Source organism: Ureibacillus sinduriensis BLB-1 = JCM 15800 (assembly GCF_000772955.1).
GTDB classification, from domain to species: Bacteria; Bacillota; Bacilli; order Bacillales_A; family Planococcaceae; genus Ureibacillus; species Ureibacillus sinduriensis.
Window position 1 is genome coordinate 1 of sequence record NZ_JPVO01000043.1, and the last position, 26,629, is coordinate 26,629.

Genomic DNA, 26,629 nt, shown 5'->3' on the forward strand with positions numbered 1-26,629 from the left:
CTGTATTTTTCGTTGCAATTCTCTGCACTTTTCTCTTGCAAAATACAGGAGTAATTACTATGCTTCTTGGAGAAATTATACAAGGTGCCAATGGAGATGTTTAAAAAATGGTAAAAGAAACCGTAATAATGAGGTACTGTTTATTGAAGCTCGAAAACTTATTAGCTTTTTAACCACTGAGCATCCCAAATTTCAGTGGTCTCTTTATACTTATGTACACTCCTAAAGAATTTGTTAATTAATTCACATATGCCATTTGGAAATGAATTTCTAAAAGGAAAGGTCAAGTAAATTTACCTTTTCAGCCAGAGGTAAAAAAGCTATTAAAAGGACTTCCATATAATTGTAAGTCCTTTTACTTTAGCCAGTTTAATAAGTAAATGGGATATATTACATACTCATTACTGTACACACGCCCTGAAAATTTTTAGCCCCAATATAGCCCCAATATAGCCCCAATTAGCCCCAAATTTATGCTATATTATTCATTATTCTGCCTTGATAAATAAAATAAAAAAAGCCCTGAAACCTTGAGTTAACAAGGTTTCTAGGGCTTTTAACATTGCGTTATGCAAGGCAAAGAGATTAACGAGAGTAGAACTCTACGATTAATTGTTCTTGAATTTCAGCTGATAATTCAGAACGCTCTGGAAGACGTACAAATGTACCTTCTTTTTTGTCTGCATCAAATGATAAGTAATCTGGAACGAAGTTGTTTACTTCGATAGCTTCTTGTACTACAGCTAAGCTTTGAGATTTTTCACGTAGAGAAATCACTTGGCCTGGTTTAACGCTGAAAGAAGGGATGTCAACGCGTTTACCGTCTACTAAAACGTGACCGTGGTTAACTAATTGACGAGCACCACGACGTGTGCGAGCTAAACCTAGGCGGTATACTAAGTTGTCAAGGCGAGTTTCAAGAAGGATCATGAAGTTTTCACCGTGTAGACCTTTTAATTTACCAGCTTTAACGAATACGTTTTTGAATTGACGTTCAGTCATACCGAACATATGACGAAGTTTTTGCTTTTCTTGTAATTGCAAACCGTATTCAGATAATTTTTTACGTTGGTTTGGACCGTGTTGACCTGGAGCATAAGGGCGTTTTTCTAATTCTTTACCTGTGCCGCTTAATGAAATACCAAGACGACGAGACACTTTCCATGATGGACCTGTATAACGAGACATAATTTTGTCTCCTCCTTTTAATTTGGTTTTTTGCACTGAAAGATAATAAATTTCTGCTTTCAGTATTAGAAAAGACATTTTTTCGTTATAATATCGAAGTGATGTTTTTTCTATAGTAAAACAAAAACCAGTTGTACCCGAAACTTGCTGGATTTTATATTCATGCATCTTCGCCCTTGCAGCCGATAGGGTTACACAATACACCATCCTGGAAAACTTTATGTTAACCAAGAGGAATAAAATACAGGCACAGCTTATACAACTGCTGCGTTTATTTTACACGAGGATTATTATATTATTTTTTTACCCATGAGTCAAGAAATGTTATTTTGGCAGTATCGTACATGTGAATAGTTATTAAGGTTGGATTAATTGTTAAAATTATGAAATAGGTATGCTATAATAAATTGAATTATTTGAATATATAATCCTATATAAATAGAAATTAATAGTCAAATTGGCATAACAAGTGTATAATTTACATTAAGTTACATTAAATATATTTTTGTTACTTGAGAAAAGGTGATTTTTATGAGTGAACATCGGGAGATTTTAACGAATGTCAAATCCGATTTATTAAGCTTATGTATAGACTCAATGAATCAAAAAAACTGCTATGATGAATATGTACAATTAATACAAAATTGCTTCAAACAGTATTTTGAAATCGATCGATGCTGTTTTCTTTTATACGAAAATGATTCATTAAACCCCTTAAATAGAAAGTCATCAGTTAAAGTGGACTTTGCCGATATTCAGTTGAGTAATCTTTGCACTCAGCTCCCAACGGAGAAGTTAATTGAAGTTCCAAAATTTCTTTTAAATGAAAAAGAATTGAATGAATTCTCTCATCTATTTTTACTAAATACAGGATCATCCGGTGTATGTTGTATGATATTGCTAGATGCAACTGCAAAGTGGATGTCCTTTTCTCATGGTGAATATTTCGAAAATTTTGTAGATACACTTTCGAAAGTCTTAAAAGTATTATGCAAAAATATAGACATCATCCACAATGAAAACCAATACCGTAAATTATATAACATGACGGACTTATTTCACTCCACTATGGATATCGATTTAATTTTGGAGAATATGTTGATAACAATACAGGATAACTTTCCCGACTTTAATGTCGAGTTAATTTTATCAAACGATCACGATCGGCAGACCAAGGTACATATTAAACCGTTTGATTACCTTTCGGAAAGACCTGCGGCGATCGAGGCTTTTGTTTCAGGGAAAATTACGGTCGACCAGGCTGAAGAATTGAACCATTGCTTATTGAATGCTCCTATTAAAGGTAGGCAAGCTATATATGGTATTTTGCAGGTAAGTGCTCCGATGGGGTATGCCTTTTCAAAAACACAAGAGGATTTTATAAGGATGCTGGCACATGCATCAGGAAATGCCTTGGAGAATGCGAAACTTTATCATCAGTCCCACAGGTTGATAAGCGACCTTCAATTGATTAATGAAACATCGCATCGCTTGAATATGAAATTGGGAAGTAAAGAGATGTTTATGTTTTTGCATAAACAGCTAAAGAAATCATTCCAGCCGATGGAAATATGTTTTGTTTTGAAAAATGACTCCGAGTTGGAGCTTGTGGAGGAGTCTACAGAGCTTTTTCATACCGAAGAAGGTTCTGTATTTATTAATCATGTCTCAAAGCATTTTGAAAATAGCCAGGAGCCATTGTTTATTGCAGATTGCAGCCGTTTGATCGGAAAAAATCTCCAGTACAATTCGATGATGGCTATCCCGATGATAGTGGAACAACGTATTAATGGTTTTAGTATTGTTCTACATCGTGAATCCTACTTTTTCTCTTTCGATAGTTTTAAATTAATGCAATCACTCATACACCACTCTTCACTAGCCATTGCGAACTCTATTTTGCGCAATAAATTACAGGAAATGGTCGATCATGATCACTTGACTAAATTACATGCGCGTAGTTTCCTCGATAAATATATAGAAAATTCATTGCAACATGACGGTTCAGGGATGTTTCTATTGATCGATATAGATAATTTTAAAAAAGTTAATGATACCTATGGACACCAAGTTGGAGACGAGGTGCTTGTCCAGATAGGGAACCAGCTAAGAACAATCATTGGCACCCGTGGAATATGTGCAAGGTGGGGTGGCGAGGAGTTAGCGGTTTATGTACCCAATATTTTAGTCGAGGAAGCGGGGAAATTAGCCGCACAAATCGTAATGTCGATACCGGAAGCCACGAATCCCGCAGTTACAGTATCGGCCGGTTTAATTACTTGGAATGCAACTGACAGGCCTGAATACAATAAATTCTTTTTATATGCTGATACCGCACTTTACAACGCTAAATCAACAGGTAAAAATAAATATCTGACTTTTAAGGAGTCCATGCTTTTTCAACAATAAAAAACTTACTACTTCCTAATAAGTAACTTATTTGGAGTAGTAAGTTTTCTTTTTTATGGATCGAGTGATCGACCTAAAAGTGCAATCTGCAAAATGTTAAAAGGTCAGGTCAAGCGTTATCCTGTTATGATAAATGCTTTTGTAAAGTTTTGACAAATAATTCCAGGCCTTGCTGGTCGTCCAGGGTAAATCGGGATTTAATCGGGCTATCGATATCTAATACACCAATTACTTCTTTCTCTTTGTAGATAGGGATCACAATTTCCGAATTGGATGCTGCATCACATGCAATATGTCCGGGGAATGCATGTACATCATCCACTAGCATTGTTTTTTGTTCCGACACTGCCGTTCCGCAAACACCACGACCGACAGCTATCCGTACACAAGCCGGCAACCCCTGGAAGGGTCCTAAAACAAGTTCGCCATCTTTCATTAAATAAAATCCAACCCAATTAATATTGTCCAAAAATTGATTTAACAGTGCTGAGGCATTACTTAAGTTGGCAATTAGATCAGGTTCGCCTTCCAATAATGCGTCTAATTGTTTAGATAATGTTTCATATTTTTTTAGAACCGGACCTTCATATTGTACTTTTGAAAACATATTAAACCTCCAAATGATTTATCGTTATAAATAGTAGTTGAAAAAGTCAAGTCGGGACTTGCCTCTAAGTCTTCAAGTTTCATTATCCCATTATTGTACCATAATGTTGATGCAAATCCTTTACGCTATGTGCGTCTGAGCCGAAAATAAGTGGCAAAGAAATAGAACGCGCATATTCAATCATGTGCATTGGTGGGTAAGGCACCTTGCAAAAAGGTTTGCTTAATCCCGCACTATTCACATCCAGTTCATAGCCTTTTTCTTTCATCTTTGTTAGCACTTCAATAATACGGCGATCGTCATCGATTTTTTCCCCATGTACAAGCTGGAATTTATGAACAAGGGTTGGATGACCGATCCTTCTAGGTTTAAAGTGACCGAGATTGGCATCGATGGATTGTAGGATAGTGTCATAATATAGATTATAAAGTGTCTCAATTCCACCAAGTTGCCGAGCGAAATCCATATAAACACCATCTGAGAAATCAATGCAAGCATATGTATCGTTGTGCTTTAGGAAATGAACAGAGAGAATCGCGTCATCAAGTAATGGGCCCGCGATGTCCAGTAAAGCTCTTGTTTCCGTTTCATAGCCAATTATATAATCTACTTCCAATCCAACTTTAATGGTAATTCGATCTTTGTAATGCTGTTTCAGCTGCTTTAGTGTCTCCAAATAGGCAGTAAGATCCTTGGGCTTCATCCCGCTGTCCTTATTGGGTGTGGGGTCCGCAAAGTTGGTCGGTAATGGAGCGTGCTCGGTGAAAGTAATTTCTGAAAAGTTCTCTTCAATTGCTTTTTCTATATATTTTTCAAATGGATCCTTCGTACCATGCGGGCAAAAAGGTGAGTGTATATGGCCATCTTTTTTCATGAACAAACCTCCACATCTGATTAAGGAGTCAAGGCTTCCAAAAGCAAATGGAAGCTATCGTATCTATTATATATATATATGCCAAGTTAATAAAATAATAGTCTAATATATCGATTTTTTGTTAGTGGAACGACTTGAATTATTCAAGAAATGTTCGATTAACATAATCTGCTATATAATTATTACAATTTACTAGCAAAAAGCTGTATTTTTTTAAACAAATGAAAAAAAACATGGTATATTATAGTTACAAAATTGTAGCACGTACAGTGATTTGGGAATAGGGGGCTTATGATGCAGTATATCATCATTGTCGTCATCGTACTATTAGCATTATTTATCGTCGGATTAATCATCCGTCGGAAACATAATGTTGTTATACAGCGACTTGAACAAGAAAAAATGCAAATTCAGCATTATCCTATATTTGAGGAGCTAACTAAAGTAAAGTCTTTGAATATGAATGGCCAGACAGAGGAAAAATTTGAACATTGGCGTAATATTTGGACGGAAGTGATCGATGTCCACGTAATCAAAATAGATTCCATGCTCTTTGATGCGGAGGAATATATCGACCGTTTTAAATTTAAAAAAGCTTCCAATGTTGAACGCGCGATAGAAGATTATATCGCTAAATGTGAAAAAAGCAAAAATCAAATCATTAGTGAATTGGAAGAGTTGATTGGAAGCGAAGAAAAAAATCGTATCGAGATTGAACAAATTAAAGAACATTATCGTTCCGCCCGAAAAACCTTGCTTGCCCACCAATATTCATTTGGTCCGGCTCTAGCAGCACTAGAAAAAAGAGTAGAACAATTTGGTCCAAAATTTGAAGAATACGATGAATTAACGGTAGAGGGTAATTATCTCCAAGCCAGAGAAATTGTTTTAGGGCTGAATAGTGAAGCGCAAACAATCTATCATTTACTCTCGGAAGTCCCAACTTTGCTTTCTGAAATTCAAACAAAAATACCCGCATCCATACATGAGTTGCGTAGCGGGCAACGAGAGATGGAAGAACAATCTTATTATCTAAATCATTTGGAGTTAACAAAGTACCTGGACCAACTTGAAGAAGAACTTGAAACATTAAAATCTAAACTGGCAGACTTGGATGTAGCCTCAGTTGCTCCAAGACTTAATGAGATAACTGACGAGATCGAGAATTATTATGACCTATTAGAAAAAGAAGTCATCGCAAGAAATTATGTCGACAAAAATTGTGATGACACTTTCCAAACACTTACCGAAGTAGTCAAAGCAACGAAAGAAATTAGCAATGAAGCTGTATATGTACAAAATAGCTACCATCTACCAGAAAACGAAGCCGAAATTCCAAAGCTTGGTCTAAAGCAGCTGGAAATCATTCAAAAGCGTTTTGAACTTCTTGTATCCAGGGTGAAGGATGAAAAATCTGCCTATTCTAGTTTGCAGGAAGAACTGGTTGAAATCAGTGAAGAAATTGATCGTATAAAAGACGAACAAGAACAATTCTCCAGTCGTTTGAAGAACTTGAGGATAGATGAAAATAGAGCTCGAGCAAAACTGGATTCACTAAAACGGACATTACAAGAAACCGATCGTCAGCTAAATAAGGCGAATATTCCAGGAATTCCCGAAGAAATGGATGCCCGAATAGAGGAAGCCGAGGAACAGATTTATATCGTGATGCAAAGCTTGCAGGATGTGCCACTTAATATGCACCGTGTGCAAGGAAACATAGAAAATGCTGAAAAATGTATACAGGAAGTAAATAAACATGCTCAGGAAATGATAGAAAATGTCCTGTTGATAGAGAGAATTATTCAATATGGAAACCGTTATCGTGCAACGAACCAAAAGGTGAATGACCTTCTGCTCGAATCAGAACATGCTTTTCATCAATACCGTTACATAAAAGCGTTGGAAGATGCAGCGGCCGCCGTTGAATTGGCAGAGCCTGGAGCGATCAAGCGGATAGAAGAACTTGTTCAAGATGAGCTTTACGAGAGATCTCAATATTAAGCGATCACACAACTTGACAATAGCGTTATAATTAATAGAGAAGCCACCGCACTTTCGTGCTGGTGGCTTTCTTAACGAGTGGAACCGAATTTTTTAAAATTTCTAAATGCAAGAATTGAAGGTGGAGTATAAAATGATCTATCTAGATAACAGCGCTACAACAAAACCGCACAAAGAGGTTTTAAATACATTTTTACAAGTGAATGAATCTTACTATGCCAATCCTTCTTCCATTCATGAAGCAGGAGTCGAGGCAAATGCTTTATTGGACCGTGCGCGAGGCCAAATAGCCGATCTTCTACATACGGAAAATCAATATGTATTATTCACAGCTGGAGGAACCGAATCCAACAACTTTGCAGTATTCGGTATAACGAAAGCAAATACTCATAAAGGAAAACATATTATTACGACGGAAGTCGAACACCCATCCATTATAGAGGCGGTAAAATCATTGCGAAATGATGGATATGAGGTCGACTTTTTGAAAGTTGATGAAAATGGGGTTATTTCGTTGGAAGAACTCCAAACAAAACTTCGAAAAGATACAGTACTTGTAAGCATTATGCACGTGAATAATGAAATTGGTGCGATTCAGCCAATCAATGAGGCAGCAAAAATAATACATGAAAATAGCCGTGCAGCGTTTCATGTGGATGCAGTGCAAAGTTTCGGAAAATTACCGATTGGCTTCAAGGATGAAGAAGGTCCCGATATTATAACAATATCAGGACATAAAATTCATGGATTAAAAGGTTCGGGTATTATTGCATTTCGTAAAAAAATGAATATAATTCCGCTTTTGTTGGGTGGAGGCCAAGAACAGGGACTGCGAAGCGGGACTGTGGCGGTTCCCTTGGCAGTTGCAACCGCTAAAGCTGCGCGGATTGCTTGCGAAAATATGGGAAAATCGACCCGAAAGTATCGAAAATGGCATAATGATTTATTAGAATTTTTAACGGAATTCGGTGAAAATATTCATCTGCTGTCCGGCAAACCTGGTGCCGCGCATATTTTATCCTTCAGTGTAAAAGATTTAAAGGGTGAGATCCTGATCAATGCACTTCAAAAGAGAGGGATTATTGTATCGACTTCAAGCGCCTGCTCATCCAAGCAAAAGAAAACAAGTCATGTAGTTGAAGCATTAAATATACATTCCAATTTTAAAAAAGGGGTTATTCGATTAAGTTTTGGCGAATTGAATACTGACGAAGATATTCTTGAATTTAAAAAGGCTTTCACCGATGTGATGAAAGAATTAAAAGGAGATAAAAGTCAATGATCTGGAAAGAAATATTAATTAGATATGGTGAACTATCAACAAAGGGGCGAAATAAAAAAGATTTTATTAATCGGCTTCGTGCAAATATTCGTCACACATTTTCTGATATTGCACCTTTGGAAATTGTAAGTGAACGTGATCGCATGCATATTAAGTTGGAAAATGAAGAGCAATATGAAGTGTTAATGAATAAATTACCAACTGTTTTCGGTATTCAATCCTTTAGCCCGGTTGCAGTAAGCAGCAAAAATCTGGATGACATGAAAAAGTTATCTCTTATAATAATGGAACAATTTAAAGACCAACAACTAACATTCAAGGTGGAAGTTCGAAGATCCGATAAGAAATTCCCGATGGAATCACATGAAATACAACGTGAAATTGGCGGGCATGTACTGAGAAATAATCCAAATATAACGGTACAAGTAAAAAAACCGGATGTTGAACTTCGCATTGAAGTGCGGCAAGATGCTATTTATATGATGGCACAAATAATTCAAGGTGCCGGTGGTATGCCGGTTGGGTCAAATGGCAAATCATTGTTGATGTTGTCCGGTGGTATCGATAGTCCTGTTGCCGGCTATCTATTAATGAAGCGCGGGGTTCGGCTGGAAGCAATTCATTTCTTCAGTCCTCCTTATACAAGTGATAATTCTTTGGAAAAAGTGAAAGTGCTGGCAAATGAATTGACGAAATTCGGCGCTAATATTCGATTGCACGTCATTCCATTTACAGAGATTCAAGTTTTGATAAAAGACCGTGTTCCAAGCAATACAATCATGACGACAACACGGAGAATGATGATGCGCATCGCGGACCAGGTGCGGAGCGAAATCGGTGCAATGGGCATTGTTACCGGCGAGAGTTTGGGACAAGTAGCCAGTCAAACACTTGAAAGCCTGACTGCGATAAATGATGTGACAAATACGCCGATCCTTCGTCCGTTGATCGCATTCGATAAACTTGAGATTATCAATATTGCCGAACAAATCGGAACTTACGAAACATCGATTCAACCATTTGAAGATTGCTGCACAATCTTTACGCCTGCAAATCCAAAAACAAAACCTAAAGTTGAAAAAGTGACGTATTATGAAAGTTTTACTGAATTTGATGAACTAATTGACCGTGCTGTTCGAAACAGAGAAGTCTATAAGTTCCCGGAAGAAAATAAAGTAAAAGATAAATTCGAAGGATTACTGTAGCCATTTCAGTGACATTTAATAGGAAATACTTACCTTTATTCTTGCGTGTATTAAAAGATTATTTTCGCACAATCTAATTGCACAAGGAGGTGAGATAAATGTCAAACAACAGCGGTGGCCGTAACAAGCTGACTGTACCAGGTGCAGAACAAGCTTTAGATCAAATGAAATACGAAATCGCGCAAGAGTTTGGTGTTCAACTCGGACCTGAAGCGTCTTCTCGTGCAAACGGATCAGTTGGAGGAGAAATTACTAAACGTCTTGTACAAATGGCTGAATCACAATTACGTGGTTCTTCATCAGGACAATAATATTTAAAATTACCAGGGCTAGTGGCTAATGCTGCTAGCCTCTTTCATTTTGTCAAACAAATACTCTTAAAAGCGTATATGAATCATTATAGAGACCACACCTTTATAGTTTCCTTTTCCCAAGCGATTAATCTATCCGTTCTATAAAAAAGCGTGTTTAGAAATCATTGATAAAAGTTTGTGAAAATTGAAATAAGAATATTAAAAAAATTGTAAGTTGTCTACACTATAGAGCTAGAAACAAAAAAATTGCTATTTTGTATGTATTAAAAGAAGATTTTCGCACAATCTAAATGCACAAGGAGGTGAGGTAAATGTCAAACAACAGCGGTAGCCGTAACAAGTTGACTGTACCAGGTGCAGAACAAGCTTTAGATCAAATGAAATACGAAATCGCACAAGAGTTTGGTGTTCAACTCGGACCTGAAGCGTCTGCTCGTGCAAACGGATCAGTTGGAGGAGAGATTACTAAACGTCTTGTACAAATGGCTGAATCACAATTACGTGGTTCTTCATCTGGACAACAATAATTAGTAAAGGGCTAGCAGCTATATGGCTGCTAGCTTTTATTGTGCACGAAACTATGAATGAATACCTTATGGTTTGGCTCAGGGAACTGGACAGTAAATATGTCTGTTGAATATTGAAATGGTCAATACAGTTCTGTAAGCTGGAATCGTGCAGGCTGCTCGGTGAAAAGTTTAGTTTTGTATCTTCATTACCTAATAATTGTTATTACTTTATACATACCTAATATGCATTTAATACGGTTATTTCTCGTTTTCGTGGAATATTTTGATATAATAGTTGAATATTATTATAATTAGTAAATGTATCTTTCTTGGGTGCATAAAAGGGGGATAAATATGAGAAGAGAAGATTTACTAGCTCCTTCGAAATACAACATAGTCGATGAAATTGAAAAATATGCAAAAACAAGTTCAAAAATCGCATTGATGATTCATCAAGAAGATGGAAAAATCCAAAAAATTTCATATGAAACATTGATTAAAAAAGCAAATAAGGTAGCCAATCTATTTAAAAGCAGTGGATTGAAAAAAGGTGATGTAATTCTCGTCATGGTTCCTCGCTCAGAAGAGGCATATGTTACATACATCGGAGCATTAAAGGCCGGCTTAACAATTATACCAAGTTCCGAAATGCTTCGCGCAAAAGATATCGATTATCGAATTACGCATTCAGGTGCCAAGGCAATTGTCGCTTTCGATAAGGAACTTGGACAATTCGATGATGCACAGCATTTAGATGGGTTGAAACTTTTCGTATTTGGAAAGTCCAAAAACAACTGGTTATCTATGGAACAATACCTGGAGAATGAGTCCGATGTCTTTGCTGGAGTGGAGACGGAAGATTCGGATATCGCTTTTTTATCCTATACAAGTGGCACAACCGGCAACCCTAAAGGAGTGGTGCATTCCCATGGTTGGGGTTATGCGCATTTAAGAACTACAGCTGCGCAATGGCTTGGAGTGCAGGAAGATGATTTAGTGTGGGCAACCGCGGCACCTGGATGGCAAAAATGGGTTTGGAGTCCATTCCTGGCTACATTGGGAAGTGGCGCAACAGCATTTATTCATCTAGGTAAATTTGATCCGGAAGGATACCTTCAAAAGCTGCAGGACCACCAAATAAATGTATTATGCTGTACACCAACTGAATACCGTTTAATGGCCAAAGTGGACAAGTTTGAGCAATATAATTTATCAAGTATTAAAAGTGCCGTCTCCGCCGGTGAGCCTTTAAACAGTGAAGTAATTAACAAATTCTTGAATGTTTTCTCTCTTCAAGTCCGCGATGGTTATGGACAGACGGAAAATACATTGCTGGTTGGAACATTGTTAGGTATGAAGCCAAAACCAGGTTCTATGGGGAAACCGACTCCAGGGAACCTTGTGGAAGTCATCAATGAATTAGGTGAACCTACTGAAATTGGTGAAGTAGGGGATATCGCGGTGCATTCCTCAACTCCGGCATTATTTAAGGGATATTTAAACGATCCAGAAAAAACAAATCAGCAATTTCGTGGGGAATGGTTCTTAACAGGGGACCGTGCCTACAAAGATGAAGAAGGATACTTCTGGTTTGAAGGCCGTGGCGACGATATTATCATCTCCTCGGGTTATACAATAGGGCCTTTCGAAGTAGAGGATGCTCTAGTGAAACATCCGGCTGTTAAAGAATGTGCGGTCGTAGCAAGTCCGGATGAAGTTCGAGGCAATATCGTAAAGGCGTTTGTGGTGCTGCGCGAGCCCGAACAAAAAAATAGTTCGACAATTGTTCAGGAATTGCAGAGTCATGTGAAAGAAATTACGGCACCTTATAAATACCCGAGGGCTATTGAATTTGTAGATGAATTACCAAAAACATCATCAGGTAAGATAAGACGTATTGAGCTTCGCGAGAAAGAATTCAAAAAAGAATTAACAAACTAACGTGCAATAGTATTTAGAAGAATACAAAGATATATTTCCTAGGGAATAATGTCGAATTTTAAAGGGGATTTTAAAGTCATATGATATGGCTTTAAAATCTCTTTTAATTATTAGTATAATTAATTTGTTCACATTATGGATTTTTTTTCTAAAAAAAGTAGATGGATTTTGAAACAAATATACAATTAATCCGTATGTAACAATGAAGGAGGAGTAATGAGATGAATACAAAAAGATGGCTAGCACTAGTAGCGGCAGTTGTGTTGATTGTTTTTTCAATTGGTTTGAATACGGTGATTTCCATATTTAAAACTGATTTTTTTTCAAACTTTGATAGCTTAACCGCAACGGAACAAACAATGATCGAAAACGTGGTGGAACCAGGTGATATGGGAAGCAGAATCGCTTTATTATCCGTCGATGGTACAATCCAAGATGTCGGATCGAGCACGCCTTTCACAGATATTGAATACGATCACCAAAACTTCTTGGCACAACTGGAAATGGTTTTAAACGATCAGTCCATCCAGGCCGTTGTATTATATGTTAACTCGCCAGGTGGTGGAGTCATTGAGTCTGCCGAGATTCATGAAAAACTAGTCGAAATCAAGGAACAAAGAAATATTCCGATTTACGTTTCGATGGGCTCCTATGCAGCATCAGGAGGATATTATATTTCTGCGCCTGCGGATAAAATCTTTGCACATAAGGAAACGATAACTGGTTCGATCGGTGTCATCATGCAAAGTTATAATTTCTCGGAGCTTGCCGATAAATTGGGAATCGAATTTGAAACAATCAAATCAGGTGCGCACAAAGATATGTTTGGTGGAACAAGACCGACGACACCTGAGGAAATAGCCATGCTACAAGAAATGATCGACGAATCCTATGAAGACTTTGTTGACGTGATCGAGCAAGGCAGAGGTATGTCAGAAGCACAAGTGAAAAAGTTCGCGGACGGACGCATTATGGGTGGAACTCAGGCCATTAAAGCTGGTTTTGTTGATGAAATTGGTGGAATGGAAGAAGCTATAGCGGCATTAAGAGCAGACTATGGGTTAGAAGATGCAGAAGTATTTGAATATGAATCGAACTTCGGTGGATTGACGTCAATGTTTGGCATGAAAATCAGTTCATTCTTAGGCCATTCTCCCGAACAACAATTCTTAACTAAACTGATGTCTTCACATGGTGGACCACGTATGATGTATCTATACGGTGAGAATTAAGGAGGGGTTATGGATGTCAGAAAATGAAAATTATGACTCAAATGTTTCGCTTCCTAAAGATGAACTTGTTCCAAACCTTCCAAAAAGAAAAACTCAAATTGTAGAACACATTGAAGAGAAAACGGCAGGTTTTTGGATGCGCTTTTGGGCGTTTGTGGTAGACATATTGATTGTGTCGGCTCTTGTGGGGATTGTAATTAATCCACTATTCCACTTATTTGACTGGAGTCTATCTGAAAAGAACTGGTATTCCCCGATGTCCATTGTATCAGGGGTGTTCTATTATGCATATTTCACAATTCTAACGAAATATTGGCAACAGACAGTAGGGAAGATGATTTTTGGCTTAAAGGTAAAAGGGAAAAATGGAGAAAAGTTGGATTGGTTAACGGTTTTGTTTAGGGAACTGGTGGGCCGATTTATTAGCAATAAGATTCCGATAATTTACCTAATGGTTGCCTTCATGCCAAACAATAAAGGCTTGAACGATATTATCGCCGATACTATGGTCGTGCAGGAAAAGGTGTTTGTTAAAAGGAAAAAGGAAGTAGTGACAGAAAATCCTCAAGTGGATGATCTTGACACTCAAAATTCCATTACACCGACTGTTTAAACAGTTCAACAGACAAGGGCGAAGAAGTAATTCTTCGCCCAGACTGTTGACAAACGCTTTCATCCTGCGTTGGTTGTCTCGTTCGTCCCCTCGTGAACGTTTATGTTCTACTCGGGTCTTCACTCGACTGCCCGCCTTGTCTGCCAAGCGTTTTCAAGACAGTCTGGTTAATCATTCGTTTAAGGAAATAGCCTAAATAACGTGTAGACAAAGTCGAATATCGACTTTATCTATACTGTGGAGCGAAGAAGCAATTCTTCGCCCTTTTTATCAGTGCATTAAAAAAAGTAAGATAAGTTATTTGCAAAGAAGGAATTAACTTTAGTAAGATTATTTATGTAAAATAAGGGAGGGTTCCAAATTGGCACAAGTAACATTTAAAAACAACCCGGTAACATTAGTTGGAAATGAAGTGAAAGTAGGGGAGAAAGCGCCTGACTTTACAGTTTTGGCAAACGATCTATCGCCAGTGACATTGAAGGATTCCGAAGGGAAAGTACGCTTGTTCAGCGTTGTACCATCATTGGATACGGGTGTTTGTGATGCACAAACTAGACGCTTTAATGAGGAAGTAGTAGCATTGGGAGATGGAGTAGCATTCTATACGATTTCTGTTGACCTACCGTTTGCTCAAAAACGCTGGTGTGCTGCTGCTGGTCTTGAAGGTGTCCACACTGTATCCGACCATAAAGAGTTATCTTTCGGAAAAGCTTACGGAGTTTATATGGAGGAACTGCGTTTGCTTGCTCGTTCTGTATTTGTAATCGACAAGGAAGGTACTGTAACGTATGTTGAATACGTTTCGGAAGGTACAAGCCATCCCGATTATGATGCAGCGATTGAAGCTGTAAAAGCATTGATTTAAGTTTATCTAATAGATAAATGATAGACTTAGAATTGTCTAGAATATAGGAATGCCTAGATGTACACCCACTCGAGAATTTTTCGGAGTGGGTTGTTCATTTCAAAAGGAGTTTTTTTAATTGGAAAAGTTTGAACAAATATTTTCATTTATTAATGAAAAAGCTGAAAAGTATGAGAAGGCTGACGGTCATTCATTTTTGGACGGTGTATTGCAATCACTTGAAGATGTTCTTGACGAAAAGGTACAATGGGCCTTTCAGGATGCATCGAAAGAAGAAGTTCGAAAAGCCATTCAAATTGCCATCTTAAAAGGGATGCGGAAAACTTCGCAGCCAAACCATCAAATGACACCTGATACGCTTGGTTTGTTAGTTGGTTATTTTGTAGAACAATTCTTTACCGAGCAACTAAAGACGGGCCAAATTTCTTTGCTGGATCCAGCTGTCGGTACAGGGAATTTGTTATTGACAGTAATGAATTTACTGGAGGGAAAAGTGTCTGCAACTGGGATTGAAGTAGATGATTTGTTAATTCGTCTGGCGGCCGACACTGCAGAGCTTATCGAACAACCAGTAGTTCTATACCATCAAGATGCATTGCAAAAAATGTTGGTTGATCCGGTTGATGCGGTAGTTTGCGATTTGCCAGTAGGATATTACCCGAATGAGGAAGTGGCCGTTGACTATGAGCTTTGTGCACATGAGGGGATGAGCTATGCTCACCATCTGTTCATCGAGCAATCCCTCAATCACACAAAAGAAGGGGGATATTTATTTTTCCTAATCCCGGCAAATCTCTTTGAATCCGAACAGTCAAAGGATTTACATAAATTCCTGAAAAAATCGGCTTGGATTCAGGCGGTCATTCAACTTCCGGAAAACTTGTTTTCAGCGAAAGCTCATGAGAAAAGCATTTTAATACTGCAAAAACAAGCGAAAACTTTAAGAGCTCCTCGAGAAGTATTACTGGCAAAAGTACCAAGTATGTCCAATAAAGAAGCCTTGTCCATGTTTTTTGAAAAGGTTCAAATGTGGAAAGAAAGTAAATAACTAAATGGTATCTGAGTGTTTGAAGTTACGCGCCCAGATACCTTTTTTGTTGAAATGAGCCTGATTTTAGGGGGGGGTCATTCAAAGGAAAGACAAACAAAAACCCTTCCACGGTTAATCATCCTTGTGTGGAAGGGAATATCGATAAGCCGCATATTTGAAATTAATATCAATCCGGTGTTCTTACTACTAACACATCGCATTTTGATGAACGTACAATCGCTTCCGAAACGGAGCCAATAAGGAATCGTTCGACAGTACTAAGTCCCGTTGCACCACAGATGATTAAATCCGCTTCTACAATATTTGAAAGCTCTTTTGTAATAATTGTTTTAGGGGAGCCATATTCAATGATTGTATTGACATTTGCAAGACCAGCAGCCTCCGCTTTCACTTTATAGTCGTTCAATAATTGTTCCGAGAAGTTTTGCGCACGTTCAGACATCGAACGATCATAAGCCTCGATTGCTGCAAAGGAGCGAGTATCAATTACGTTTACTAAATTGAGTTTGGCTTCTGGGTTGCGTTTAGCGATATCAATCGATTTTTTGAAAGCATACTCCGCTTCTTTCGAACCATCCACTGCAACGATGATACTTTTATATTGACTCATAATAATTCCTCCTTTATCAATACTCTAATTATAGCAGACAAGATATGGAATGAACGTCAATTAAATGTTAAAATGAAAACGTTCACATTCATTTTTCAAAGTAGTCATAAATTTGTCGCACAATATATGCTCTTTAAAAATATTCCTCTTTTTTGTGGGAATAAACTTGATATTAACTGGAAACTACTTAAAAATCCTATTTTTTTACAATTTAGAAAATAATTTTAACGAACGTGAATTTAGTATCTTACAATATAGGGAAAATATTGGTATTATGGATTTGCATTCATATTAATGGATACATAAATTCTACAACAGGGAGAGAGATCAGCTATGAAAATCGGGATACCGAAGGAAATCAAAAACAATGAAAATCGTGTAGCAATGACGCCTGCTGGAGTAGTAACATTAACAAGTGCTGGCCATGAGGTATTTATTGAAACAGGTGCTGGGATTGGGTCTTCATTTTCCGATGAGGACTACGTAGCAGCCGGTGCAACAATTGTTGGCACAGCAAAAGAAGCATGGGCACAAGAAATGGTGATGAAGGTAAAAGAGCCTATCGAAAGTGAATATCAATATTTCCACGAAGGCTTAGTATTATTTACGTATTTACACTTGGCACCGGAGCTGGAATTGACACAAAGCTTACTGGACAACAAGGTGGTTGGGATTGCATATGAAACGGTACAATTGCCAAATCGATCTTTACCATTGCTAACTCCTATGAGTGAAGTGGCAGGCAAAATGTCTGTGCAAATTGGCGCTCAATACCTGGAGAAGATGAATGGCGGAAAAGGAATTTTATTAGGTGGAGTATCCGGAGTGCCACGTGGCAAAGTAACGATTGTCGGTGGTGGAATGGCTGGCACCAACGCAGCTCGAATCGCTGTTGGCATGGGTGCGGAAGTAACCATTCTGGATTTAAATCCGGAACGTCTTCGTCAGCTTGAAGATATCTTTGGCTCATCTGTACAAACTTTAATATCCAATCCTTACAATATTGCTGAATCGGTGAAAGATTCCGATCTAGTCATCGGTTCTGTTTTGATTCCAGGCGCAAAAGCACCGAAGCTCGTAACAGAAGAAATGGTGAAATCGATGCGTCCTGGTTCTGTCATAGTTGATATTGCCATAGACCAAGGTGGGAGCTTCGAGACAACTGATCGTGTTACAACACATGATGATCCGACCTATATTAAACACGGAGTGGTGCACTATGCCGTTGCCAATATGCCTGGTGCGGTACCTCGTACAGCTACGATTGCCTTAACGAACAATACGGTTCCTTATGCCCTGCAAATTGCCAATAAAGGCTTTAAACAGGCTTGCATTGATAATGAAGCGTTGCGAAAAGGCATCAATACATTAGAGGGAAATGTAGTTTATAAAGCAGTTGCTGAAGACCAAGGGCGCGATTACGTTCCTGTGGACTCCCTTTTATAAAAAAATCCTGAATAGACTTTTGGAAGCTACTTGCTGGAAATTAAACCCGGCAGGTAGTTTTTTTAATTAACCAGAAGGGTGAACTATCAAAATGATGCTCAATGTTGCCCGAGTATACTTATGGTGTATATCTATCAAGTTTTCTAGTAGATCACATTAGTAGTTATCTGAAAATACGAATTATTTAGAAATTACTATTTACTTTTACGCAGAAATGTAATTTAATAGAATTGCTCGTAAAATTAGGAAAAAGAGGGATTATTATGGACAAGTTACTTCGTAAATCATTCGCATTATGTGCAGTTTTGATGTTGCTTTTACTGGCAGCATGCAGCGGGGAGAATGCAGGAAGTGAGGGGGCAACTGGGGAACAAAGTGGAACGCTCAATGCGAAAATTGGGGTAGTATCGTACTTGACTGGAGCTGGTGCCGCCTATGGAGAAGCAATAACACAGGGCTTGAAATTGGCGCAAAGCGAGATAAATGAACAAGGTGAAGTTAACATTGAATTGGTAATAGAAGATTCCGCAGGTGAAGCGGAGCAAGCTCTTTCAGCTTCGCAAAAATTAATGAGCGATGATAATATACTTGCGATTATTGGTCCAACATTAAGTACTGAATTTTTTGCGGTTGCACCGGAAGCAGACTTAAATGGTATCACAATCATGGGAACTTCAACAACAGCCGAGGGGATTCCGGAAATTGGTGACTATGTTTTCAGAAACGCCATTCCAGAAGCACTGGCCATTCCGACAGCAATGGAAAAAGCGGTTGAAAGAACCGGAGCAAAGAAAGTAGCAATGATTTATGGAAATGATGATGTTTTAACACAATCCGGTTTTGAAACAATGAAGAAGACAGCAGAAGATATGGGATTGGAAATTTTAACGATTGAAACTTTCCAAAAAGGACAAAGCGATTATAATGCACAGCTAACAAAGATCAAAAATACAAATCCTGACTTGATTTTAGCTTCGGCTTTGTACAACGAAGGGGCTGTAATAATGGACCAAGCTCGTAAAATGGGCATTGAAGTACCATTTGTTGGAGGTAATGGTTTCAACTCTCCTCAAGTGATTGAAATTGCTGGGGATGCAGCGAACGGTTTAATCGTAGCTACGCCTTGGTTTGGGGAATCAGAAGAAACGAAAGTAGTCGATTTCAATAAAAAATATGAAGCAGAGTACGGTGAACTACCGGACCAATTCGCTGCACAGGCTTATGATGCGCTATATATTTATGCGGACGCTTTAAAAAGAGCGGGAGAAGCTGATCGCGAATTGTTCCATGAAGCTCTCGCTGCAACGGAAGACTTCGAAGGTCTCCTAGGCAATTTCTCCTTTGACGAAATAGGAGATGTTGTCATGGACGTAAAAGTTGTGGAGATTAAAGACGGAAAATTCGTAGAATTCGAGTAATTCGTCTCGCAAGCGATTGGTGGATGCATGCATGTAAATATGAATCTACAAATAGACTAATAGATTTCATCAAAATTGATATTAAAGGATGATTAGCGTGCTATTAGAACAATTAATTAATGGAATAACCCTTGGGAGTATATATGCAATTGTCGCCCTAGGGTTTACCCTTGTCTTTGGTGTTTTAGGGATTATCAATATGGCCCATGGGGAAATTTTTATGGTTGGCGCCTTTGTAGGTGTAATGACGACAGGGGTACTGGGATGGCCTTTATGGCTTGCATTTGCAGCTTCGATTGTCGTGACTTCAATATTGGGCTATTTGTTGGAGCGAATGACTCTGCGCCCCTTGAGAGGCAAAAAGGGGGTTTCCCATTTAGCGCCACTAATTAGTACGATTGGTGTTTCCATCTTGCTTGAAAATTTGTCGCATCATATTTTTGGGGCCGGAAATAAACCGTTCCGAACAGAATTTGCAGAAATTAGTATTGAAATTGGTCAGGTGACAGTCTATATCGTGCAAATTGTTATTTTCGCAATCTCCATCATATTAATGATAGGTTTATCAATTTGGCTATCAAAAACTAAAGCTGGGAAGGCCTTGCGTGCGACTGCAGAAAATTTGGAGACGGCTAGCATACTCGGGGTAGATACAAAAAAAATCATTACCTTAACTGTCATTATTGCTTCTGCGATGGGAGGCATCGCGGGAATTTTAGTCGGAATGGCGTTCAACTCGGTTAGTCCACAAATGGGATTGGCGATCGGTCTAAAAGGCCTTGCAATCATTATTTTGGGTGGAATGGGAAATGTCAAAGGTGCGATGGTTGGTGGATTGCTGCTTGGTCTTTCCGAAACGTTCCTCGTTGCTTATGGGGATTCGGGCTATCGTGACGCCATTGCATTCATAATGATTATTTTAATACTACTATTAAGGCCTCAAGGAATCTTTGGTTCAAAGATGGCAGAAGGCAGGTGAGGGCATGTTAGATTTCATTAATCCGTATTACTTACAAATTGGTTCATTTATCTTAATCAATATTTTATTGGCTGTCAGTGTTTATGTTCCTTTGTCATCTGGACAATTATCCTTGGGAAGTGCAGGGTTTATGGGGATTGGAGCATACACATCGGCTCTACTAACCATCAATTTTGATTTGCCTATTTTTCTCGGTGTGCTGGCCGGTGCATGTTTGGCGGGTATTTTAGGAATTATTGTCGGTCTACCCTCTCTAAGATTAACCGGTGTTTATTTAGCAATTGCAACTCTGGGGTTGGGAGAAGTAATCCGTGTGATTTTTGTAAACTGGGAGTCACTGACAAGAGGTTCGATCGGTTTGACAGGAGTTCCACAAATCGGGAGAGAACTACTGAATCTAGTTAGGGGATTTGGATTTGAACCTTCCATGATTGGCTTGAAAAATAACCAGTTTGTTTTTTTATTGGTGTTCATATTGTTATTCCTTATTGTTCTCGCAACGATATGGTTTGTTGTAAGACAACAGAACTCAAGAGTCGGAAGGTCGTTTTCATCCATACAAATGGATGAAAAAGCGGCGGAATCCATGGGAATCAATATTATGTACTTCAAAGTGTTATCATTTGCGCAAGGTGCATTTTTAGCAGGACTTGCAGGTGCTTTGTTTGCGCATGTAATGGGTTATATATCTCCTTCCGATTTTTCATATCACCGGGCTGTTGAAATCTTGATCTTTACTGTCTTCGGCGGCAGCGAGGTCATTATCGGATCGGTATTTGGCGCTATATTCTTAACGCTGATGCCTGAATTATTACGTTTTGTAAGTGAATATCGATATATTATATACGGTATCATGCTCGTTATCTTAATGGCTGTACGTCCTCAAGGAATCTTGGACATCCATTTATTGGGAAGATTTAAAGGAATAAAACGTTCAAAAGGGGGCATGCGATAATGGTGCTTGACATAAAAAATGTCTCAAAAAACTTTGGCGGCATTCATGCCCTGAAAAATGTTTCTTTCTCTATCAAACAAGGAGAAATTTACGGGTTAATAGGCCCAAATGGTGCAGGAAAAACAACCATGTTTAATTTAATCACAAATATTTTTGAGCCATCTTCCGGGGACATCATTTTCGACAGCCAAACCATTACCGGCCTTAAGTCTCATAAAATAACAGAGAAGGGGATTTGCCGGACATACCAGAACATTCGCCTATTTTCACAAATGACAGCCCTTAAAAACGTAATGGTTGGTGGACATAGCCGGAGTTCTTCAGGTGTATTTAGCAGTGTGTTTCGAACAAAAAAACAAAGAGAAGAAGAAATACAGCTCAATCAGAAAGCTGAAGACTTGTTGGAACTGGTGGGTCTCCTTGAACATAAAGATACACTTGCGGAAAATTTGGCTTATGGCCAACAAAGAAGATTGGAAATTGCACGTGCAATGGCAAGCAATCCAAAGCTTTTACTATTGGATGAACCTGCGGCAGGCATGAATGAAAAAGAGACTGATAGTTTGTATGATTTGATTAAAATGATTCAATCAAAAGGAATCACCGTGTTAATTATTGAACATGATATGCCGCTGGTCATGAAACTTTGTGATCGTATTACGGTACTGAATTTTGGTGAAAAGCTCGCTGAAGGAACGCCAACTGAAATACAAAACAACGAAGCAGTTATCGAAGCCTACCTCGGAAAAGAGGAGGAATACGAAAGTGCTTAACTTATCAAATGTTGAAACGTATTACGGTCAAATCCAAGCATTAAAAGGCATCAATTTGGAGGTTCAAGAAGGTAAAATCATTACTTTACTTGGTGCAAACGGAGCCGGAAAATCGACGACAATGAAAACAATCGCAGGATTACTAAAACCTAAAAACGGCAGCGTCGAGTTTTTGGGCGAGAATGTAACAGGATTACGTCCTGATCAATTATTAAGAAAAGGAATTGCCCTAGTTCCTGAAGGACGTGCCATTTTATCGAGCATGACGGTATTGGAAAACTTGGAGATGGGAGCATATCATCGAAAAGATCATGCCGTGAAAGCGGATATTGAAAATGTTATGCAACGTTTCCCGATTTTGCATGAAAGGCAAACCCAAATGGCGGGAACATTGTCGGGAGGGCAGCAACAAATGTTGGCAATCGCCCGTGCATTATTATCGAAACCGAAGCTCCTATTACTGGATGAGCCTTCAATGGGTCTTGCGCCATTAATTGTTGCGGAAATTTTCAAGATCATTAAGGAGATTAAAGATGCAGGTACAACAGTGCTTCTTGTTGAGCAAAACGCAAAACAAGCGTTAAAAATCGCAGACTACGGTTATGTAATGGAGACGGGAAATATCATTATTGATGGAAAAGCATCAGATTTAATAGTGGATCCTAGGATTGTTGAAGCGTATTTAGGTAGAAAATCGACTAGTGAACAAGCGCTGGTGAAATAAGATTAAAAAAGGTGGTGCGAAGGAAGTCTTTGCACCACCTCATATTGTTGAGAAACCCTTTCCTTGCGTTGGTTGTCTCATTCGTCCTCTTGTGATCGTTTTATTCTACTCCGGTCTTCACTCGACTGCCCGCCTTGTCTGCCAAGCGTTTTCAAGACTGTCTGGGCTAGCCTTCATTTTTGCCGTTAATATTAAAGAATGATTAGATCTTTTGTGAACTTCGTCAAAACTTCCACACCATTTTCTGTAACAACCACATCATCTTCAATCCGGACACCAGTTATATCCGATTTATAAACACCTGGCTCAATTGTGAAGACCATTCCTGTTTTAAGCTCCAATTCGTTCGTTCCAGTGACAGAAGGGAACTCATGCACCGAAATCCCAAGTCCATGACCTAGACGATGAGTAAAGTATTCCCCGTAACCGGCATCAGTTATGGTTTCACGTGCAATCTTGTCCAATTCCATTGCACGAATCCCCGGTTTAACGGCTGCAATTGCATTTTCATTTGCCTTTCGTACGGTATTGTATATTTCCTTCTGTGCTTCAGTTGGTTCCCCATAGGCAACTGTACGTGTAATATCCGAACAATAGCCCTCGTAAATAACGCCTAAATCAAATAAAATCATATCCCCCTTCTGGATTTGGCGATCGCCAGGTGTACCATGCGGAGAAGCTGTTTTTGGACCGGAAAGCACCATCGTTTCAAAGGACATTTTACAGCCCTTTGCTTGAACAGCTGTTTCAATTGCGGCCAAGATTTCAATTTCCGTTTTGCCCTCCGCAATTTCCTTGCAACCTACTTCAATTGCATAATCGGCAAGTTGAGCGGCTTTTCTCAGCTTTTCAATTTCAACTTCGTCTTTAATCACACGCATTTCGTTCAATTTATCATCAAGTCGTACAAAGTTGGCTTGTGGATAAATTTCTTGTAAGCTCTCCAAACGTTCAACCGTTAGATGGGACTTTTCGATTGCTAGATTGGAAAGTGTAATGCCTCGTGACTGCGTTGCTTGCGCAACTAGATTCCATGGATTATCCGTATCCAAATGGCCAACGATTTCTTGGCTCCATCCAGAATTGGCCGCATCCGGTACTTCCATTTTTGGGCAAATCAAGAAAGGCTCCGCCTCCTGGAACACCATCACCCCCAATAAACGTTCATGTGGATTGCTTTTGAAATTGGTGAAATAAAAAACATTATCTGGCGTTGTAATAAAAGCTGCATCATATTGATTTTCTTTTAAATAAGCTTGTAATTGCTGTATTTTGCTCATAAAAATCCTCCTAGCGGTTTCATCAAAAAATTGCACGGGTATTGTTATAAACTGTATAATTTTACCGTGCAGCATAAAAGCATGATTCGTTGAAGTTCTCAACTTTTGGAAACACTTACTTTATTCAGCTGTCTATAGTATAGCAAAAGAAGGAAAAAAACGATTAAAAAAAGAATTAGATTATTTGATCATAATTCACAGGAGGACAGACAATGCAAATTTCATATCATGGACATTCGGTTGTAAAGATTAAAACAAACGACAAAACAATATTGATTGACCCTTTCATTAGCGGGAATGGACTGACAGATTTGAAAGTGGAAGAAGAAAAACCTGATGTTATTCTTTTGACTCATGGACATAACGACCATGTAGGGGATACTGTGGAATTGGCGAAAGCAAATAATTCCCTCGTGGTTGCACCAAACGAATTGGCGGTTTATCTCGGTAAGCAAGGCTTAAATGTACATGCTATGGGAATCGGTGGGGCATATGAATTTCCGTTTGGAAAAGTAAAATATACCTTAGCATTTCATGGCTCCGTCTATGAAACGGAAAACGAAGTGATTAATACAGGCAATCCGGGGGGCATATTATTCTATGCAGAAGGGCTTACAATTTACCATGCTGGTGATACAGCCCTATTCGGGGATATGAAACTGATTGGAGACAGAAATGCAATTGATGTTGCCTTCCTACCAATTGGCGATAACTTTACAATGGGACCGGAAGATGCTGCTTATGCAGTGGAATTGCTTAAACCGAAGACAGTTGTTCCCATCCACTACGATACTTTCCCGGTAATCAAACAAGATCCATCAGTCTTTGCCGAACTTGTTAAGGACAGTAAGGTACAGATTGTAAAACCTGGTGAAAATGTGGAACTATAGTTGAATAAAAGAAAGTAGCAAAGGGAGCAAAGTATGATAAACATCCTTCGTGACCCTGTATTTTACGCTACTTTCTTTTTTTATACATATATCAAATATGGTACACTAATATCAGGAAAGATAGATGGGAATAGGTGATCAAGTGTGTCAACAAAACATGAGAAAATTTTACAGTATATAGAATCACTGCCTGTGGGCGATAAAATTTCAGTTCGGCAAATCGCTAAGGAAATGCAAGTGAGTGAAGGAACGGCATACAGAGCGATAAAAGAAGCTGAAAACCGCCGTTTAGTAAGTTCCATTGAACGTGTTGGAACCATCCGAATAGAGAAAAAGAAAAAAGAAAATATTGAGCGACTAACTTATGCCGAAATAGTCAATATTGTCGACGGACAAGTATTGGGTGGAAAAGACGGGTTGCACAAAACGCTAGGCAAGTTCGTCATCGGAGCGATGCAATTAGATGACATGATGCGCTATACCGATGCTGGAAGTTTACTCATTGTAGGAAACCGTTTCAAGGCTCATCAAAATGCATTAAAAGCAGGGGCGGCCGTGTTGATTACCGGTGGATTTGATACAACCGAGGACAATAAACTACTGGCTGATGAATTGGAATTGCCAGTGATATCTACAAGTTATGATACATTTACCGTGGCTACAATGATTAACCGAGCAATATATGACCAGCTCATTAAAAAGGATATATTGTTGATTGAAGATATCTATGTACCAATTGAGGAAACGTATTCATTAAAAACAACGGATACAATCGCAGACTTCCATAAGCTCAACTTGCAGACCACACATGGAGCTTACCCTATAGTGACCGCGACCAATAAGCTAATCGGAATGATTTCGGTAAAAGATGTTATTGGAAGGGAAGAAAGTGAAACGGTTGATAAAGTGATGACTAAAAATCCGATTTCAGGCTCCATGAAAACAAGTGTGGCCTCTGCCGGGCACCGGATGATTTGGGAAGGAATCGATTTATTGCCGATTGTCAATGATGATGGAATACTGCAAGGAGTCATTAGTCGGCAAGATGTACTAAAAGCGTTGCAGCATGCCCAACGCCAGCCGCAGCATGGCGAGACAATAGACGACTTGGTAAAAGCGGAAATGAAAGTTATGGGAGAAGAGGATGTTGTAGTCGAGTTTACAGTAACCCCGCAAATGACCAACCAGTATGGCGCTATCTCATATGGGGCATTTACTACCTTGCTTTCGGAAGTGGGTTCCTTTGCATTAAAACGGAGAAAACGGGGAGACGCCGTTGCAGAAAATATGACGATATACTTTATTAAACCCGTTCAAATGGAAAGTGTATTAACAGTTGTTCCACATATCTTGGATATGAGCCGCAAATTCGTGAAAATGGATTTTGATATTTTTAACGAGACAGTACTTGTCGGTAAAGCAATGATGATGTTCCAATTATTGGAACGCTGAATAAAACA

General features: G+C 38.7%; 24 protein-coding genes. 19 read left to right on the forward strand and 5 right to left on the reverse strand.

Translation table 11 applies throughout. The features are described from left to right. Positions 1-585: 585 nt before the first annotated feature. On the reverse strand, positions 586-1,188 hold the full coding sequence (gene rpsD / locus CD33_RS04555) for a 30S ribosomal protein S4 (RefSeq protein WP_036198769.1): 603 nt from the start codon (positions 1,186-1,188) through the stop codon (positions 586-588). 531 nt (positions 1,189-1,719) lie between these two features. Between rpsD and CD33_RS04560 the strand changes: the two genes are divergently transcribed. Further along, the gene (locus CD33_RS04560) at positions 1,720-3,597 is read left to right on the forward strand and encodes a sensor domain-containing diguanylate cyclase (RefSeq protein ID WP_036198610.1); all 1,878 of its coding nucleotides are present in this window, start codon (positions 1,720-1,722) and stop codon (positions 3,595-3,597) included. A gap of 124 nt (positions 3,598-3,721) precedes the next feature. On the opposite strand, the gene msrC is transcribed toward CD33_RS04560, so the two are convergent. Together msrC and hisJ are read right to left on the reverse strand one after the other, a co-directional pair. After that, on the reverse strand, positions 3,722-4,204 hold the full coding sequence (msrC, locus tag CD33_RS04565; RefSeq protein ID WP_036198611.1) for a free L-methionine (R)-S-oxide reductase MsrC: 483 nt from the start codon (positions 4,202-4,204) through the stop codon (positions 3,722-3,724). A gap of 82 nt (positions 4,205-4,286) precedes the next feature. After that, positions 4,287-5,078: a histidinol-phosphatase HisJ gene (gene hisJ / locus CD33_RS04570; RefSeq protein WP_036198613.1), complete on the reverse strand. Its 792-nt coding sequence runs from the start codon at positions 5,076-5,078 to the stop codon at positions 4,287-4,289. 294 nt (positions 5,079-5,372) lie between these two features. Here hisJ and ezrA point away from each other — a divergent pair, with 294 nt between their 5' ends. The 10 genes from ezrA to CD33_RS04620 all read left to right on the forward strand — a co-directional run bounded on the left by ezrA (position 5,373) and on the right by CD33_RS04620 (position 16,091). After that, on the forward strand, positions 5,373-7,082 hold the full coding sequence (ezrA, locus tag CD33_RS04575) for a septation ring formation regulator EzrA (RefSeq protein WP_176400117.1): 1,710 nt from the start codon (positions 5,373-5,375) through the stop codon (positions 7,080-7,082). A 133-nt stretch (positions 7,083-7,215) separates the two neighbouring features. Continuing rightward, on the forward strand, positions 7,216-8,364 hold the full coding sequence (locus CD33_RS04580) for a cysteine desulfurase family protein (RefSeq protein WP_036198617.1): 1,149 nt from the start codon (positions 7,216-7,218) through the stop codon (positions 8,362-8,364). After that, entirely contained in the window at positions 8,361-9,569 is a 1,209-nt protein-coding gene (thiI, locus tag CD33_RS04585; RefSeq protein ID WP_036198619.1) for a tRNA uracil 4-sulfurtransferase ThiI, read from the forward strand. Before CD33_RS04580 ends, thiI begins: the two co-directional genes overlap by 4 nt. A 98-nt stretch (positions 9,570-9,667) precedes the next feature. Then, positions 9,668-9,880: an alpha/beta-type small acid-soluble spore protein gene (locus CD33_RS04590; protein ID WP_036198621.1), complete on the forward strand. Its 213-nt coding sequence runs from the start codon at positions 9,668-9,670 to the stop codon at positions 9,878-9,880. Positions 9,881-10,194: 314 nt separating this feature from the next. Further along, the gene (locus CD33_RS04595; protein ID WP_036198623.1) at positions 10,195-10,410 is read left to right on the forward strand and encodes an alpha/beta-type small acid-soluble spore protein; all 216 of its coding nucleotides are present in this window, start codon (positions 10,195-10,197) and stop codon (positions 10,408-10,410) included. A 336-nt stretch (positions 10,411-10,746) separates the two neighbouring features. Then, positions 10,747-12,333, forward strand: coding sequence for an acyl-CoA synthetase MbcS (gene mbcS / locus CD33_RS04600; RefSeq protein ID WP_036198624.1), 1,587 nt, complete (start codon positions 10,747-10,749; stop codon positions 12,331-12,333). Between the two features lie 221 nt (positions 12,334-12,554). After that, positions 12,555-13,565, forward strand: a complete 1,011-nt coding sequence (gene sppA / locus CD33_RS04605; RefSeq protein WP_036198625.1) for a signal peptide peptidase SppA — start codon at positions 12,555-12,557, stop codon at positions 13,563-13,565. 13 nt (positions 13,566-13,578) lie between these two features. Then, a complete protein-coding gene (locus CD33_RS04610; protein WP_052129998.1) occupies positions 13,579-14,178 on the forward strand; it encodes an RDD family protein in 600 nt (199 codons plus the stop codon). Positions 14,179-14,539: 361 nt separating this feature from the next. Further along, the gene (gene tpx / locus CD33_RS04615; protein WP_036198626.1) at positions 14,540-15,043 is read left to right on the forward strand and encodes a thiol peroxidase; all 504 of its coding nucleotides are present in this window, start codon (positions 14,540-14,542) and stop codon (positions 15,041-15,043) included. A 118-nt stretch (positions 15,044-15,161) separates the two neighbouring features. Then, positions 15,162-16,091: a class I SAM-dependent methyltransferase gene (locus CD33_RS04620; protein ID WP_036198628.1), complete on the forward strand. Its 930-nt coding sequence runs from the start codon at positions 15,162-15,164 to the stop codon at positions 16,089-16,091. A gap of 169 nt (positions 16,092-16,260) precedes the next feature. Here CD33_RS04620 and CD33_RS04625 read toward each other — a convergent pair whose 3' ends face one another. Continuing rightward, positions 16,261-16,707, reverse strand: a complete 447-nt coding sequence (locus CD33_RS04625; RefSeq protein ID WP_036198630.1) for a universal stress protein — start codon at positions 16,705-16,707, stop codon at positions 16,261-16,263. Positions 16,708-17,037: 330 nt separating this feature from the next. Between CD33_RS04625 and ald the strand changes: the two genes are divergently transcribed. The 6 genes from ald to CD33_RS04655 all read left to right on the forward strand — a co-directional run bounded on the left by ald (position 17,038) and on the right by CD33_RS04655 (position 22,999). Continuing rightward, positions 17,038-18,150, forward strand: a complete 1,113-nt coding sequence (gene ald / locus CD33_RS04630) for an alanine dehydrogenase (protein WP_036198632.1) — start codon at positions 17,038-17,040, stop codon at positions 18,148-18,150. A 263-nt stretch (positions 18,151-18,413) separates the two neighbouring features. Beyond that, complete coding sequence (locus tag CD33_RS04635; protein ID WP_036198634.1) at positions 18,414-19,568, forward strand: ABC transporter substrate-binding protein; 1,155 nt, start codon at positions 18,414-18,416, stop codon at positions 19,566-19,568. A gap of 97 nt (positions 19,569-19,665) precedes the next feature. Then, complete coding sequence (locus tag CD33_RS04640) at positions 19,666-20,547, forward strand: branched-chain amino acid ABC transporter permease (RefSeq protein WP_036198636.1); 882 nt, start codon at positions 19,666-19,668, stop codon at positions 20,545-20,547. Between the two features lie 4 nt (positions 20,548-20,551). Further along, positions 20,552-21,502 (forward strand): branched-chain amino acid ABC transporter permease, encoded by a 951-nt coding sequence (locus tag CD33_RS04645; protein WP_036198638.1) that lies wholly within the window; start codon positions 20,552-20,554, stop codon positions 21,500-21,502. Beyond that, positions 21,502-22,275 (forward strand): ABC transporter ATP-binding protein, encoded by a 774-nt coding sequence (locus CD33_RS04650; RefSeq protein WP_036198640.1) that lies wholly within the window; start codon positions 21,502-21,504, stop codon positions 22,273-22,275. Before CD33_RS04645 ends, CD33_RS04650 begins: the two co-directional genes overlap by 1 nt. After that, on the forward strand, positions 22,268-22,999 hold the full coding sequence (locus CD33_RS04655) for an ABC transporter ATP-binding protein (protein ID WP_036198642.1): 732 nt from the start codon (positions 22,268-22,270) through the stop codon (positions 22,997-22,999). Before CD33_RS04650 ends, CD33_RS04655 begins: the two co-directional genes overlap by 8 nt. 191 nt (positions 23,000-23,190) lie before the next feature. Here CD33_RS04655 and CD33_RS04660 read toward each other — a convergent pair whose 3' ends face one another. Beyond that, complete coding sequence (locus tag CD33_RS04660) at positions 23,191-24,279, reverse strand: M24 family metallopeptidase (RefSeq protein WP_036198643.1); 1,089 nt, start codon at positions 24,277-24,279, stop codon at positions 23,191-23,193. A 212-nt stretch (positions 24,280-24,491) separates the two neighbouring features. On the opposite strand from CD33_RS04660, the gene CD33_RS04665 reads away from it, so the two are divergent. Continuing rightward, positions 24,492-25,169, forward strand: coding sequence for a metal-dependent hydrolase (locus CD33_RS04665; RefSeq protein WP_036198645.1), 678 nt, complete (start codon positions 24,492-24,494; stop codon positions 25,167-25,169). 144 nt (positions 25,170-25,313) lie between these two features. Next, positions 25,314-26,621, forward strand: coding sequence for a DRTGG domain-containing protein (locus CD33_RS04670; RefSeq protein WP_036198647.1), 1,308 nt, complete (start codon positions 25,314-25,316; stop codon positions 26,619-26,621). Positions 26,622-26,629 lie beyond the last annotated feature (8 nt).

Bases quoted from the DNA above. Each gene is read 5' to 3' on its own strand.
- ezrA (WP_176400117.1), top strand. From the start codon at position 5,373: ATGCAGTATATCATCATTGTCGTCATCGTACTATTAGCATTATTTATC.
- ald (WP_036198632.1), top strand. From the start codon at position 17,038: ATGAAAATCGGGATACCGAAGGAAATCAAAAACAATGAAAATCGTGTA.
- CD33_RS04590 (WP_036198621.1), top strand. From the start codon at position 9,668: ATGTCAAACAACAGCGGTGGCCGTAACAAGCTGACTGTACCAGGTGCA.
- CD33_RS04560 (WP_036198610.1), top strand. From the start codon at position 1,720: ATGAGTGAACATCGGGAGATTTTAACGAATGTCAAATCCGATTTATTA.
- msrC (WP_036198611.1), bottom strand. From the start codon at position 4,204: ATGTTTTCAAAAGTACAATATGAAGGTCCGGTTCTAAAAAAATATGAA.
- thiI (WP_036198619.1), top strand. From the start codon at position 8,361: ATGATCTGGAAAGAAATATTAATTAGATATGGTGAACTATCAACAAAG.
- CD33_RS04645 (WP_036198638.1), top strand. From the start codon at position 20,552: ATGTTAGATTTCATTAATCCGTATTACTTACAAATTGGTTCATTTATC.
- rpsD (WP_036198769.1), bottom strand. From the start codon at position 1,188: ATGTCTCGTTATACAGGTCCATCATGGAAAGTGTCTCGTCGTCTTGGT.
- CD33_RS04595 (WP_036198623.1), top strand. From the start codon at position 10,195: ATGTCAAACAACAGCGGTAGCCGTAACAAGTTGACTGTACCAGGTGCA.
- sppA (WP_036198625.1), top strand. From the start codon at position 12,555: ATGAATACAAAAAGATGGCTAGCACTAGTAGCGGCAGTTGTGTTGATT.
- CD33_RS04580 (WP_036198617.1), top strand. From the start codon at position 7,216: ATGATCTATCTAGATAACAGCGCTACAACAAAACCGCACAAAGAGGTT.
- CD33_RS04610 (WP_052129998.1), top strand. From the start codon at position 13,579: ATGTCAGAAAATGAAAATTATGACTCAAATGTTTCGCTTCCTAAAGAT.
- CD33_RS04635 (WP_036198634.1), top strand. From the start codon at position 18,414: ATGGACAAGTTACTTCGTAAATCATTCGCATTATGTGCAGTTTTGATG.
- mbcS (WP_036198624.1), top strand. From the start codon at position 10,747: ATGAGAAGAGAAGATTTACTAGCTCCTTCGAAATACAACATAGTCGAT.
- CD33_RS04665 (WP_036198645.1), top strand. From the start codon at position 24,492: ATGCAAATTTCATATCATGGACATTCGGTTGTAAAGATTAAAACAAAC.
- hisJ (WP_036198613.1), bottom strand. From the start codon at position 5,078: ATGAAAAAAGATGGCCATATACACTCACCTTTTTGCCCGCATGGTACG.
- CD33_RS04660 (WP_036198643.1), bottom strand. From the start codon at position 24,279: ATGAGCAAAATACAGCAATTACAAGCTTATTTAAAAGAAAATCAATAT.
- CD33_RS04650 (WP_036198640.1), top strand. From the start codon at position 21,502: ATGGTGCTTGACATAAAAAATGTCTCAAAAAACTTTGGCGGCATTCAT.